A 12,686-nucleotide genomic window follows, 5' to 3' on the forward strand; every position below is an offset into this window, starting at 1 on the left:
TTCCTTTTGCGATGCACCGGCCTCTCCTGCACCTTGGCCGTATCAAACAACCGGGGCAGAGCTCGATGACCATCCGACTGACGCTGAAGGCCTCCGTGGCCGCACTGGCCGCCTTCACCGCCGGCCCGACCCTGGCCGCCGACCTTCCGGCGAAGGTGCCGCCGGTGATCGCCGTCGAGCACTGCAAGGCCGCGATCACGACTCCGGCCTTCGCCGGCCTGATCAAGGCCAACCCGAACCCGGCCTGCTTCACCACCGGCTTCGGCGACATCTATGTCGGCGGCGCGGTCACGGGCTTCGCCTACGCGCAGACCAACGCGTTCAACACCGGCCTGTCGGCGCCGTTCGGCCTGCCCGACGACCGCTACGCCCGCGTCGACTTCACCAACCTCCAGGGCTGGATCCAGAAGGCCGACGGTCCGCTGCAGTTCTACGTGCATACCGGCCTCTACTCGATCCCGGCGCTCGGCCTGCCGCTGTTCAGCTCGCTCGACCAGACGGACCTGCTGTTCGGCCCGGTCCCGGTCGCGTTCGGCAAGTGGCAGATCACCGACGAGTGGTCGGTCCAGGCTGGCCGGATGTTCACCAACATCGGCTCCGAGCTGCTGTTCTCCTACCAGAACCTGAACATCAGCCGCGGCCTGCTGTTCAACCAGGAGAACTTCATCAACCAGGGCGTCCAGGTGAACTATTCGAGCGGCCCGCTCTCGGCCTCGCTCGCGGTCACCGACGGGTTCTACTCGGGTGAGCTGAACTGGGTCACCGGCTTGGTCACCTACAAGCTCGACGACTACAACACCATTGGCGTCAACGGCGGCACCCACTTCTCCGACTTCGACGCCTCGACCCGCAGCCTGCGGTTCCAGTTCGCGACGATCAACCCGCTGCAGAACAGCAGCATCGTCAGCGCCAACTACACCTACGCCAACGGCCCGTGGATCATCGCGCCGTACATCCAGTACACCAACGTCGACGCCAAGCCGAACTACTTCAGCCCGATCATCGGTGCCGAGACGTTCGGTGCCGCCTTCCTCGCCGGCTACTCCTTCACCGAGAATTTCGGTCTGGCGGGCCGCGTCGAGTACATCACCCAGAGCGGCCGGGTCGGCGACGTGAACAGCGCCACCAGCGTGCTCTACGGCCCGGGCAGCTCGGCCCTGTCGTTCACCATCACCCCGACCTTCACCTGGGATCGCTACTTCATCCGCGGCGAGTTCGCGACGGTGCAGGCCTACGACGTGACCGCCGGCTTCGGCTTCGGCCGCGACGGGCTCAAGAAGTCGCAGGAGCGCTACCTGCTCGAGACCGGCTTCACCTTCTAAGGGAAGCCGAGTTCGCCTCTCGCGTCCGCAAGGCGCGGGAGACGGCCACAAGATCGAAGCCCCGGATGGTCTCCGGGGCTTCTTTCGTTTCCGGAGGCGTTTGCTTAGCCCGCCGTTAACGGGGTCGCGTTAGCCTTACCGTACCGTTGCCATTGGTCCGGTTGTTCGCATGCGTTCCCTTCGCCGCTCCGCGTCGCCCTACGATACGTTCGTCGACAGCCTGCGGCCGTTCCTGGCCAAGCGGCTGACGGAGTGCGGCGGGCTCATCCTGTTTGCCGGCGCCATCGCCCTCATCGTCGCGCTCGCGACGTGGTCGATCGACGATCCGAGCCTCAACCACGCCACCGACCACCGGGCCCACAACGTGCTCGGGCGCGCGGGCGCGGTGGTCGCCGACCTCGCGATGCAGCTCCTCGGCCTCGGCTCGATCGCGCTCGCCCTGCCGCCCGCTTTGTGGGGCATGCGGCTGATGCGCGAGCGTGACCTGCCGCATGGCGGCGTGCGCCTCGTCCTGTGGATCCTCGGCGTACTCTGCGTCAGCGCGGTGGCGAGCGCCCTGCCGCCGACCGCCCGCTGGCCGCTGCCGACCGGCCTCGGCGGTGTGGCGGGCGATGCCCTGCTCGCCGGCACAAGGCGGCTGATCGGCCCGTTCGCGGCGTTCGCCGGCTTCGCCTTCGCCGCGGTCGCGATCCTGAGCCTCACCGCCGCCTGCCGCACCGCCAAGCCGGCCCCGGAGGACGAGGAGGAGGTCGCCTACGCCCCCGCCCGCCCGGCGCCCCGCGTGCCCTCCCGCGCCTACGAGGAGCGGCACGACACCGACGAGCCGAGCCTCGGCATCCTCTCGCTGGGTGCGCTCGCCCATGCGGTGATGCGCGGCCGCGCGTCGCTGCGCGACCGGGTCGAGGCCTGGAAGGCGCCGGCCGACGCCCGCGACGGGCTCGCCTATGCCGGCGCCTCGCCCGCGCTCGCCGCCCGCCGCGCCTTCGAGGACGAGGAGGCCCCCTGGACGGCCCACACCCCGGCGCGCGCCACCGCCGCCCGCCGCGAGCCGGTTTTCGAGAACGAGGAGACCGACGCGGACGAGGCGCCCCCCACCGCAGCCCCCGCCCGCCCCGCCGCGCCGCCGCGCCCGGCCGCCATCCTCGAGGACGACGAGGCGCCGGAAACGGAGGCCCCGGCCTCGCGCGTGTCGCGGCCCGCGCCCCAGCCGCAGCCGGCCCGGCCCCGTCCGGCCCCCGAATTCCGCCCCGAGCCCGGCGCCTACCAGCACCCGGCCCTCGAACTCCTGGCCCGCCCGCGCGAGGCCGCACCCGGCTCCGAGGTCTCGGCCGAGGCGCTGGAGCAGAACGCCACCATGCTGGAGGCGACGCTGCAGGATTTCGGCGTCCGCGGCGACATCCTGGCCGTGCGCCCCGGCCCGGTCGTCACCCTCTACGAGCTGGAGCCGGCACCCGGCACCAAGTCGAGCCGCGTGATCGCCCTCGCCGACGACATCGCCCGCTCAATGGCCGCCGTCTCGGCCCGCGTCGCCGTGGTGCCGGGCCGCAACGCCATCGGCATCGAGCTGCCGAACATGAAGCGCGAGACGGTCTTTTTGCGCGAACTCCTCGCCTCCGCAGATTTCGCCGAGACCAAGCACAAGCTCGCGCTGTGCCTGGGCAAGAACATCGGCGGCGAGCCGATCATCGCCGACCTCGCTCGCATGCCGCACCTGCTGGTGGCCGGCACGACGGGTTCCGGCAAGTCGGTCGCCATCAACACGATGATCCTGTCGCTGCTCTACCGGCTGAAGCCGGAAGAGTGCCGCCTGATCATGGTCGATCCCAAGATGCTGGAACTGTCGGTCTACGACGGCATTCCACACCTCCTGTCGCCGGTCGTCACCGATCCGAAAAAGGCGGTCATCGCCCTGAAGTGGGCCGTGCGCGAGATGGAGGAGCGCTACAAGAAGATGTCCAAGGTCGGTGTGCGCAACATCGACGGCTTCAATGCGCGCCTGGAGGAAGCCCGCACCCGCGGCGAGACCCTGACCCGCACGGTCCAGACCGGCTTCGACCGCTCGACCGGCGAGGCGGTCTACGAGGACGAGGTCATGGACCTCAATCCGCTGCCCTACATCGTCATCGTGGTCGACGAGATGGCCGACCTGATGATGGTGGCCGGCAAGGACATCGAGGGGGCGATCCAGCGGCTCGCCCAGATGGCCCGCGCGGCGGGCATCCACCTGATCATGGCGACGCAGCGTCCCTCGGTCGATGTCATCACCGGCACGATCAAGGCCAACTTCCCGACTCGGATGAGCTTTCAGGTCACCTCGAAGATCGATTCACGCACGATTCTCGGCGAGATGGGCGCCGAGCAGCTGCTGGGCCAGGGCGACATGCTGTTCATGGCCGGCGGCGGGCGCACGACGCGCGTCCACGGGCCGTTCTGCTCGGATTCGGAAGTCGAGAGCGTGGTCGCCCACCTCAAGCGCCAGGGCCGGCCCTCCTATCTGGAGGCCGTCACGGCGGACGAGGCCGAGGCGGCGTCCGCTGCGGCCTCGGACGGCCCGGTCTTCGATGCCGGCCAGTTCGGCGGCTCCGAGGGCGGCGATCTCTACGAGCAGGCGGTCGCGGTGGTGATGCGGGACAAGAAGGCCTCGACCTCCTACATCCAGCGTCGCCTCCAGATCGGCTACAACCGTGCCGCCTCGCTGATGGAGCGGATGGAGACCGAAGGCCTCGTCGGCCCCGCCAACCACGCGGGCAAGCGCGAGATCCTGGTCGAGCCGGAAGCGCAGGATTACTGACGCCGCATCGACGCCAGCCCGAACACGAGGGCCACCCCGCAGGCCGTCGCCGCGGGGGAGGCCCAGCGCTCGGCGGCACCCGCGAGCGAGGCGCCGGCGACGTCGCCGAGGTTCATCGCCGCCATGAAGATCTGGAACTGCGTCGCCGACACGCCCTGCGTCCGGCTCGCCAGCACCACGGTCGGCTGGAGCGCGACGTAGAGGAGCGCCGGCACCACGCTCGCCAGCCCGAGGATGAGCGGCCCGCCCCGCGCCTCGAACCCGCCGACGACCAAGAGCGCGATGACGGCGAAGGCCGCGGCGCAGGCGAGGCACAGCCGTCGCAGAGCCGGTGAGGGCCCGATCCGATCGACGGCGAATCCGACGAGCCCGGCCCCGAGGGTGCCCCCGAGGAACGCCAGCAGCGCCTGCAATTGCGAGAGCGCCCCGGCCTCCCAGCCGTGGTCGCGCACCATTGCCACCGCGAAGGGGACTTGAAAGAGCGCCAGCGCGAAATCGATCCCGAAGCACAAAGCCAGCAGCAGAAGCGCCTCGCGATGGCGGAAGGCGGCGAAGACTTGCACGACGCCCCGCCCATGCGCGGCCAACGCGCGGGGCGCTTCGGAGACCATCAAGCGCGGGGGCGGCCCGACTCGTAGCAGGGCGTCGCTCGGCCGCTCGCGCACGAGGGCGGTGGCGAGCACGAGGGCGGTGGTGAGGGCCAGCAGCAGGACGGCGGCGACGGGGATGCCGAACTCCGGCAGCAGCCAGCCGAACAGCGCCGCGCCGAGGGCCGAGCCCGTGACGAAGCCGGCGCGGGTGCAGGCGCTGACGCGGCCGAGTTCGCCCTCCGGCACGTTGGCCACGATCATCCGGTCGGTCGCCGTGTCGGCGAGCGAAGCGCAGAGGCTGTGGAGGAGGAGGACCGTGCCGAGCGCCGTCGGGTCCGGCCACGCCCCAAGGAGCGGCAGCAGGCAGAGCGCGATCTGGCCGCCGAACAGCCCGCGGACGAGCCAGACGCGGTGCGCCCCCATCGGATGCGGCGCGGCCCGGTCGAGCAGCGGCCCCCACAGCAGCGGCTGCAACACCCAGGGCAGGCCGATGAGCGCCAGCAGCGAGCCGACCGCGCCCGCGCCGTGGCCGTTCGCGGCGAGATGGTTGGCGAGCGCCAGCGTCGCGAAGCCCGCGACCGTGCCCTGGTAGAGGTAGAGGCCGGTGAACAGCCCGATGCGCCCGCGCCGGGTCAGCAGGCTGGGTGCGCGCCGAGGATCATCGGGCGCTTCACGGGACGACATTCGGGCGCTCTCCACCCGCACAGGGTGGCGGCGGCCCGCCCGCGCCGCAATGGGCTTTAAGCGGCGAGCACCGCCAGCACGCTGCGCCCGACCTCGCTCGCGGCGTAGCGGGTGCGCTGGGTCCGGGCGTCGCGCGCGGTCACGCTCACCAGCGCCTCGCCGGCCAGCGTCTCCACCGCCCGCAGCACCAGGGCGTGCTCGACGCCGAAGACGCGGGCGAAGCTGCGGCTGTCGTCGGCGAGCCCGAGATGGAGCCCGGCGAGGATGCCGGATTCCAGCAGGCTCAGTTCGGGGCGAAGCGCCGCGATGGTGTCGGTCGTCGCCAGGAAGGTCTCGGCGTCGGCGGGCGGCTCGCTCATGCGGCCTTCGCGGCGGCGGCGCGGGCGCGGACCTGCACCAGCACCGATTTCGAGGTCGGCGTGTCCGAGAACTCGCCGAAGGCCGAGAGCGGCACAAGCACGTTGAGTTCCGGATAGTAGCCGGCGAGCGATCCGCGCGGCATGTCGAAGGGCACGAGGCGGAAATCCTCCGCCCGCCGCGTGACGCCGTCATCCGTGCCGACGCCGACGAGATCGACCCGCTCGCCGAACCGGTCCTTTAGCGCGGCGAGATCGTCCGGATGGGCGAAGACGACCCGGCGCTCGCCGTAGACGCCGCGGTAGCGATCATCCAGGCCGTAGACGGTGGTGTTGTACTGGTCGTGGCTGCGGAACGTCTGGAGCACGAAGGTCTCGCCGAGGACGCTCGCGCGCTGGTGCTCGGTCGCCACCGGCAGCGGCCCGCTGGAGAAGTTGGCGCGCCCCGTCGCCGTCTCGAACACGCGCTCGGAGGCGAGGTTGCGCAGCATGAAGCCGCGGGGTTTTCGCACACGAGTGTTGAAGCCCGAGAAGCCGGGGATCGTGCGCTCGATCAGGTCGCGGATGCGGTCGTGGTCGTCGGCGAGGTTTTCCCAGTCGATCCGTTCGGAGCCCACGGTCGCCGCGGCCATGCCGGCGATGATGGCGACCTCGGAGCGCAGATGCGGGGAGGCCGGCTTGTTGATGCCCCCCGAACCGTGGACCATGCTCATCGAGTCCTCGACGGTCACGATCTGGACCTTGCCCCGGCTGTTGCGATCGACCTCGGTGCGGCCGAGGCAGGGCAGCACGTAGGAGACGCGGCCGGGCACGAGGTGGGAGTGGTTGAGCTTCGTCGCGATGTGGACGGTGAGTTCGCAGCCGGCCAGCGCCTTGGCGACCAGCGGCGTGTCGGGCGTGGCGCGTAGAAAATTGCCGCCGAGACCGATGAAGGCCTTCGACGAGCCGTCGAGCATCGCGCCGATGGCGCCGAGGACGTTGTGGCCGTGCTTGCGCGGCATCCCGAGCCCGAACTCGCGCTCCAGGGCTTCGAGCAGGGCCGTCGGCGGCTTCTCGTTGATGCCGACCGTGCGGTCGCCCTGCACGTTGGAATGGCCGCGCACGGGGCACAGGCCGGTGCCGGGCCGCCCGACATGGCCGCGCAGGAGCAGCACGTTGGTGATCTCGCGGATCGTCGCCACCGAGTGGCGGTGCTGGGTCACGCCCATCGCCCAGGTGGCGATGACCTTGTCCGCCCCGAGATAGACCTCGGCCGCCGCCTCGATTTCTTCACGCGGCAGCCCCGACTGGTCGAGGATCGCCACCCATTCCGTCGCCTCGACCGCGGCGCGGTACTCCTCGAACGCCAGGGTATGGGTCGCGAGGAAGGCGTGGTCGAGGAGCGAGGGCTTGCCCTCGCTGAGCGCCGCCGCGTCGCGGGCGAACACCACCTTGGCGATGCCGCGGAAGGCCGCCATGTCGCCGCCGGGCTTCGGTTGCAGATAGTGGCTGGCGATGGGGCGGCTCGCGCCGCGCAGCATCTCGACGCTGTTCTGCGGGTCGGCAAAGCGCTCGAGTCCCCGCTCGCGCACGGGGTTGAGCACGACGATTCTGGCGCCGCGCTCGGCGGCCCGGCGCAGATCGCCCAGCATGCGCGGATGGTTGGTGCCGGGATTCTGGCCGACGACGAAGACCGCGTCCGCCTTCTCGAAGTCTTCGAGCAGCACCGTGCCCTTGCCGATGCCGATGGCCTGGACGAGCGCGATGCCGCTGGCCTCGTGGCACATGTTCGAGCAGTCGGGGAAATTGTTGGTGCCGTAGGTCCGGGCGAAGAGCTGGTAGAGGTAGGCCGCCTCGTTCGAGGCGCGGCCGGAGGTGTAGAACTCGGCCCTGTCCGGGTTGCCGAGGCTGCGCAACGTCGCGCCGATCTCGGCGAAGGCTTCCGTCCACTCCACCGGGCGGTAGGTGTCGGTGGCCGCGTCGTAACGCATTGGATGCGTCAGGCGGCCCTCGCTCTCGAGCGCGTAGTCGGTCCAGCCGCGCAGTTCCGAGACGGTGTGACGCGCGAAGAAGCGCGGGGCGGCGCGCTTGTCGGTGGCCTCCCAGGAGACCGCCTTCACGCCGTTCTCGCAGAATTCGAACGAGGAGCCGTGGGCCGGATCGCCCCAGGCGCAGCCGGGGCAATCGAACCCGTCGGGCTGGTTGGCCGAGAGCAGGGCCCGCGCCCCGGAGAGCGGCGCCCGGCTGCCGAGCAGGTGCTTGCCGCAGCTCTTCAAAGCCCCCCAGCCGCCCGCGGCGGAGGAGCGCTTGGGCAGGGTTTGCGAACGGTCCATCGAGAGCCCGGTCTTCGCGTTGTTACGAGAAATCGCTTCGCCCATCCGACGCCTCGGCTCCGCAGGGCGGAGCGAGTTCGGGTGTCGATTTCGCAAATTACCATCTCGCATTTGCGAGTGGATGAGCGGCGATTGCCGGGGGAGGCATGCTTCAGGCGCGGGCTATGCCGCCTTATCGCGATGCATTGTTCATAATTCGAATAGCTACAGGGTGGTGGAGCTGAGAAAACGACTGTGAAAGGCTCGGTATTTTGCTGCAATGCAAGAAAATGCCGGTGGGCATGGCGGAGTCTGATCGCACGCTGCGGAGGGGCTCAGCGGATAGCGCCCACCGTCGCGTGGCGGTCGGCAGTGCCTTGCAGGATCGCGAGAGCCGGTTCGACCGGTTCATCCACCCAAGCCCCTCCTTCGAGGCTCCGCCTCGCTCCGCACCTCAGGATGAGGGGGTGGGTTGGAGACCGCAGCGTGGATTCGGCTCCGCCTCGTCATGACGGAGCGCCGCTGTCAGACGCCTCGCGCGATGTCGGCGGCATCCCGCCCGACGGCCGGTGCGAGGCTGCTCAAGCCCTCCGCCCGGAGCCGATCGACCAGCCCGCGCTTGATCGTGCCGACGAGCCCCGGTCCCTCGTAGACCAGCGCCGAGTAGAGCTGGACCAACCGCGCGCCCGCGCGGATCTTGGTCCAGGTGGTCTCGGCCGAGTCGATGCCGCCGACGCCGATCAGCGGGATGCGGTCGCCGACCCGCAGGAAGGTTTCGGCGAGCAAGCGGGTCGAGGCGGAAAAGAGCGGGCGGCCCGAGAGGCCGCCGGTCTCGCCCGCGAGCGCCGTCTCGGCGAGCGAGGCGGGTCGCGCGACCGTGGTGTTCGAGACGACGAGCCCGTCGATGCCGCGGCGCAAAGCCGTGCCGGTCATGGCGTCGAGGCCGTCGAGGGATATATCGGGGGCGATCTTGAGGAGCACGGCCGGGCGCGCCCCGGAGGCGTCCCGGGCGGCGACCACGCGGGCGAGCAGGTCGTCCAAAAAGGCTTCGCCCTGAAGGTCGCGCAGGCCCGGCGTGTTGGGCGACGAGACGTTGACGGTGAGGAAGGCGACGTGGGGGGCGAGCCGCGCGGTGCAGGCGACGTAGTCGGCCAGCCGATCCGACGATTCCTTGTTGGCGCCGATGTTGACGCCGACGATCCCCGGCCGTCCGGCCCGCGCCTTCAGCCGGTCGGCGACCGCGTCGAGGCCCTCGCTGTTGAGGCCGAAGCGGTTGATCACCGCCCGGTCGCGGGTGAGGCGAAACACCCGCGGGCGCGGATTGCCGGGCTGGGGCAGCGGCACCACGCCGCCGACCTCGACGAAGCCGAAGCCGAGGCCGAGCAGCGCGTCGGCGACCCGCGCGCCCTTGTCGAAGCCCGCCGCGAGCCCGACCGGATTGGGGAAGCGGCGGCCGAACAGCTCGACCGCGAGCGCGGCGTCGTCCGGGGCCGGGCTACGCGGCGGCAGCAGGCTCAGACCCCGCAGGGTGAGGTCGTGGGCGGTCTCGGCGTCGAGGCCGTGCAGGATCGGCCGCGCGAGGGGGAACAGCGCCTCGATCATCGACCGATTACCTCCTCCGGGAAGACATGGCGCCCGTCCGCGCCGAGCGGCAGTTCGGCGACCGAGCGGACGGCACTCAGGGGCAGCTCGCCGTAGAGGTGGGGGAACAGCGCGCCGCCGCGGGACGGCTCGAAGCGAAGCGCCTCGCCGAGGGCGTCCGTCTCGACGGCGATCAGCAGCAGATCGCCTTGGGCCGCGAAGTGGCGCGCGGCGGTCTCGGCGGCCTGATCCGCGGTGGAGAAATGGATGAAGCCGTCGGCGCGATCGACCGGCGCCCCGCGAAACACCCCTTGCGCCTCCGCCTCCTGCCAGAGGAGGCGCGGGCAGATCTTGTAGACGAGGGGCATGGGGCTCCTTCCCGCTCCTGCGGACGGGGGAGCGATAGGGCTCGCCGGCTCCAGCCGCAACCGGGCGGATTCGTGCCTTCACCCGGAAGCCCCGTGATGCGAGACTGCCCGGCTCCTGCGGCCGCGATTGCATTCGATCTCGGCTGGTTCTAGTTTCCTATGACTAGGCCGTCTGTCCCATCGGCAGGCGCGCCGGGCCGGGGCCGTCATGCTGTCGCACGAGCAGATCTGGGCTGCCATCGACCGTCTGGCCGAGCGCTACGGCTATTCCGCTTCGGGGCTCGCCCGCCGTGCCGGCCTCGACGCCACGAGCTTCAACCGCTCGAAGCGGATCGGCCCGGACGGGCGCAAGCGCTGGCCCTCGACCGAATCGGTCTCGAAGGTGCTCGCCGCCACCGGCGCCAGCCTCGACGACTTCCTGCGACTGATCGAGTCCCGCGAGGGGCCGGCCCGCATCATGGTGCCGCTGATCGGCCTGACCCAGGCGGGCTCGGGCCGCCTGTTCACCGACGAGGGCATGCCGGTGGGCGGGCCCGGCTGGGACGAGATCGAGTTTCCCGATCTCGGCGGGGACCGGGCCTTCGCACTCGAAGTCCAGGGCGATTCGATGAAGCCGCTCTACCGCGACGGCGACGTGCTGATCGTCTCGCCCACCGCCAGCGTGCGCAAGGGCGACCGGGTGGTGGCGCGGCTCGCCAACGGCGAGGTGCTCGCCAAGGAACTGCGCCGCCGCACCGCCCGCACCGTGGAACTCATCTCCCTCAACCCGGAGCACGAGGACCGCACGGTGCCGCTCGCCGAGATCGCCTGGATGGCGCGGGTGATGTGGGTGCGGCAGTAGGGATTTACTGTGTTGCCCGAGAGCCGACTTCCGGTCGTTTCTCGGGCGCCCGGCGGATGACCGCCGCCCCGCCGTCGCGGGGGCGAGAGGCGTCGCCTCTCGGGATTATTGGCCCGCGATCATGTGCGCCACGTCGAGGGCGATGTGGCCCGAGAGCAGGCCCCAGCCGCAGGCGATCATCGTCGCGATCATCACGAACGGGATCGGGCGGCGCTCCAGCTTCCGGCCGCGCAGGGTGTTGCGCAGGATGATGAAGGGGGCGACGAAGGCCAGCATCGGCAGGGCGGCCAGCGTCGAAACGCCGCCCGATTCCAGCAGGCGGAAGCTCGCCCGGCGGTTGGTGGCGAACTCGAAGGCGCTCGCCATCAGGCCCGCCAGCGCGAGCCCGACGACCAGCGCCTGGAGGGATTCGATCGAGGACGGGCTCAGGGCCATGACGCGACGCTCCTTTTCAGGATGAGACGCGTACTCTGGCCGATCGTTTACGTCCTGTTAAGGAATACCTTTCCTCAACGTTAACGCCGCCCACAGGCACGGTGGCGCGGGCGGCGCCGGCTCAAGCCTCTTCTTCGAGGTCGATGTCGAGGATCGCCATCCGGAAGGTGAAGGAATCGTCGCCGTCCTCCTTGTCGTCGGCGAGGACGCCGATCGACTCTTCGCCGATGAACACCTCGGCGGAATCGCCGGTCTTCATCGCGACGACGCGGATGTTGGCGTTGGCGAACTTGCGGCGCAGGTAGTCCTGCAACTTGGCGGTCTCGGTCTTGTTCACGCCGTTTCCTCTTTCGCGAAAGGTCCACGCGCCGGGGCTCGAAGTCCCGCGGCGACGTCGGTGTAGGGGGCTAAGCCGATCCCGGCGGCTTGCCACGCGGCGGGGCTTCAAAGCAAGCCGGGAGCGGGGCTCGATCGGCAGCCCGGATGAGCTTGGGCCACCCATCGTCCGGCGCGATCCGCGCCAGCATGCGCAGCATGCCGTCGTGGAACTGCAGGATGCGCGTATCCTCTTCCTCGTTGCGGTCGAGGGCGTCGAAGCGCGTCCGGCTGGCATCGAGGCCGTCCTTGTCCGGGTGGCCGGCAGGGAAGTTCGCCTGACCCCGCTGCATCCGGGCCCGGAACTCGGGATAGGTCTTGCACTGGTAGTGGTTGAGCTGGATCCCGTCGTGGATGACGTGGCGGGAGGCGCCGACCCGCTTGGCGGCGAGGTCGCTGAAATCGGACTGGACCCGGCGCCCCTCGGTGACGACCGCGTGATGGATGAAGACCTCTCCGAGCCGCTTCGCGCGGGCGAGCGTCTTGTAGTGGCGGTTGTTGTCCCAACCCTGCACTGCTGCCCGCGTGAAATGGCGCGTGACGAGGGGATAGTCGGGCGCCTCACGCCCGTTCGAGCCGAAGCCGCGCCAGTTGACGTGGATCGCCGACACGTCGTCGCCGGCCCGGTCGAGATAGGCCCGCAGCGAACCGTCGCGCCAGGGAACGAGGAACTCGTCGATGTCGATGAAACCGACCCACTCGGTCCCTACGAGCGTCATCGCGTGGTTGTAGGCCGAGCGCTGCGGCGAGGCGCCCTCGACGGAGGGCCAGTCGATCACCTGAAGGCCCGGCACCTGGGCGGCGATGTCGCGCAGGTACGCGCCCGTCCCGTCGGTGCTGTCGTTGTCGAACAGGATGAAGCGCGGCACACCGATGGCGAGGTGGTGCGCCACCCATTCGGCGAGATAGCGCCGCTCGTCCTTGGCGATGGCCACCAGGGTGAAGTCGGCGGGGTCCGGGACGACCAGCGGCTCGCAGTCCGGCCGGCCGTTCCAGCGTGCCCCGATGCCGAAGGGAAGGCGAAACTTCAAGGCGTCACCTCGACGAAACGG

Annotated in this window: 11 protein-coding genes; 3 read left to right on the forward strand and 8 right to left on the reverse strand. The window is 70.3% G+C overall.

Annotated features, from left to right (window positions below; translation table 11 throughout):
- Positions 1–65 precede the first annotated feature (65 nt).
- Entirely contained in the window at positions 66–1,322 is a 1,257-nt protein-coding gene (locus tag ASG52_RS20365) for an outer membrane beta-barrel protein (protein ID WP_056247192.1), read from the forward strand.
- A 169-nt stretch (positions 1,323–1,491) separates the two neighbouring features.
- Positions 1,492–4,113 (forward strand): DNA translocase FtsK, encoded by a 2,622-nt coding sequence (locus tag ASG52_RS20370; protein ID WP_056247194.1) that lies wholly within the window; start codon positions 1,492–1,494, stop codon positions 4,111–4,113.
- Here ASG52_RS20370 and ASG52_RS20375 read toward each other — a convergent pair.
- From ASG52_RS20375 to ASG52_RS20395, 5 genes are all read right to left on the reverse strand, one after another.
- A complete protein-coding gene (locus ASG52_RS20375) occupies positions 4,107–5,387 on the reverse strand; it encodes an MFS transporter (RefSeq protein ID WP_056247196.1) in 1,281 nt (426 codons plus the stop codon). The two genes, ASG52_RS20370 and ASG52_RS20375, sit on opposite strands and share 7 nt — an antisense overlap.
- 56 nt (positions 5,388–5,443) lie before the next feature.
- On the reverse strand, positions 5,444–5,746 hold the full coding sequence (locus tag ASG52_RS20380) for a hypothetical protein (RefSeq protein WP_056247198.1): 303 nt from the start codon (positions 5,744–5,746) through the stop codon (positions 5,444–5,446).
- On the reverse strand, positions 5,743–8,055 hold the full coding sequence (locus ASG52_RS20385; protein WP_056247620.1) for an FdhF/YdeP family oxidoreductase: 2,313 nt from the start codon (positions 8,053–8,055) through the stop codon (positions 5,743–5,745). The genes ASG52_RS20380 and ASG52_RS20385 overlap by 4 nt, the downstream gene beginning before the upstream one ends.
- Positions 8,056–8,559: 504 nt before the next feature.
- Positions 8,560–9,636 (reverse strand): quinone-dependent dihydroorotate dehydrogenase, encoded by a 1,077-nt coding sequence (locus ASG52_RS20390; RefSeq protein WP_056247200.1) that lies wholly within the window; start codon positions 9,634–9,636, stop codon positions 8,560–8,562.
- Complete coding sequence (locus tag ASG52_RS20395) at positions 9,633–9,983, reverse strand: DUF952 domain-containing protein (protein ID WP_056247201.1); 351 nt, start codon at positions 9,981–9,983, stop codon at positions 9,633–9,635. The genes ASG52_RS20390 and ASG52_RS20395 overlap by 4 nt, the downstream gene beginning before the upstream one ends.
- A 208-nt stretch (positions 9,984–10,191) precedes the next feature.
- On the opposite strand from ASG52_RS20395, the gene ASG52_RS20400 reads away from it, so the two are divergent.
- The gene (locus ASG52_RS20400; protein ID WP_056247203.1) at positions 10,192–10,824 is read left to right on the forward strand and encodes a S24 family peptidase; all 633 of its coding nucleotides are present in this window, start codon (positions 10,192–10,194) and stop codon (positions 10,822–10,824) included.
- Positions 10,825–10,929: 105 nt separating this feature from the next.
- On the opposite strand, the gene ASG52_RS20405 is transcribed toward ASG52_RS20400, so the two are convergent.
- The 3 genes from ASG52_RS20405 to ASG52_RS20415 form a co-directional block, all read right to left on the reverse strand.
- A complete protein-coding gene (locus ASG52_RS20405; protein ID WP_056247205.1) occupies positions 10,930–11,259 on the reverse strand; it encodes a DUF6949 family protein in 330 nt (109 codons plus the stop codon).
- Between the two features lie 121 nt (positions 11,260–11,380).
- Positions 11,381–11,596, reverse strand: a complete 216-nt coding sequence (locus ASG52_RS20410; protein ID WP_056247207.1) for a DUF3126 family protein — start codon at positions 11,594–11,596, stop codon at positions 11,381–11,383.
- A gap of 70 nt (positions 11,597–11,666) precedes the next feature.
- Positions 11,667–12,665, reverse strand: coding sequence for a glycosyltransferase family 2 protein (locus ASG52_RS20415; RefSeq protein WP_056247210.1), 999 nt, complete (start codon positions 12,663–12,665; stop codon positions 11,667–11,669).
- Positions 12,666–12,686: the final 21 nt, after the last annotated feature.

It is taken from the genome of Methylobacterium sp. Leaf456, assembly GCF_001425465.1.
Classification (GTDB): Bacteria; Pseudomonadota; Alphaproteobacteria; order Rhizobiales; family Beijerinckiaceae; genus Methylobacterium.

Bases quoted from the DNA above. Each gene is read 5' to 3' on its own strand.
- ASG52_RS20365 (WP_056247192.1), top strand. From the start codon at position 66: ATGACCATCCGACTGACGCTGAAGGCCTCCGTGGCCGCACTGGCCGCC.
- ASG52_RS20370 (WP_056247194.1), top strand. From the start codon at position 1,492: ATGCGTTCCCTTCGCCGCTCCGCGTCGCCCTACGATACGTTCGTCGAC.
- ASG52_RS20375 (WP_056247196.1), bottom strand. From the start codon at position 5,387: ATGTCGTCCCGTGAAGCGCCCGATGATCCTCGGCGCGCACCCAGCCTG.
- ASG52_RS20380 (WP_056247198.1), bottom strand. From the start codon at position 5,746: ATGAGCGAGCCGCCCGCCGACGCCGAGACCTTCCTGGCGACGACCGAC.
- ASG52_RS20385 (WP_056247620.1), bottom strand. From the start codon at position 8,055: ATGGACCGTTCGCAAACCCTGCCCAAGCGCTCCTCCGCCGCGGGCGGC.
- ASG52_RS20390 (WP_056247200.1), bottom strand. From the start codon at position 9,636: ATGATCGAGGCGCTGTTCCCCCTCGCGCGGCCGATCCTGCACGGCCTC.
- ASG52_RS20395 (WP_056247201.1), bottom strand. From the start codon at position 9,983: ATGCCCCTCGTCTACAAGATCTGCCCGCGCCTCCTCTGGCAGGAGGCG.
- ASG52_RS20400 (WP_056247203.1), top strand. From the start codon at position 10,192: ATGCTGTCGCACGAGCAGATCTGGGCTGCCATCGACCGTCTGGCCGAG.
- ASG52_RS20405 (WP_056247205.1), bottom strand. From the start codon at position 11,259: ATGGCCCTGAGCCCGTCCTCGATCGAATCCCTCCAGGCGCTGGTCGTC.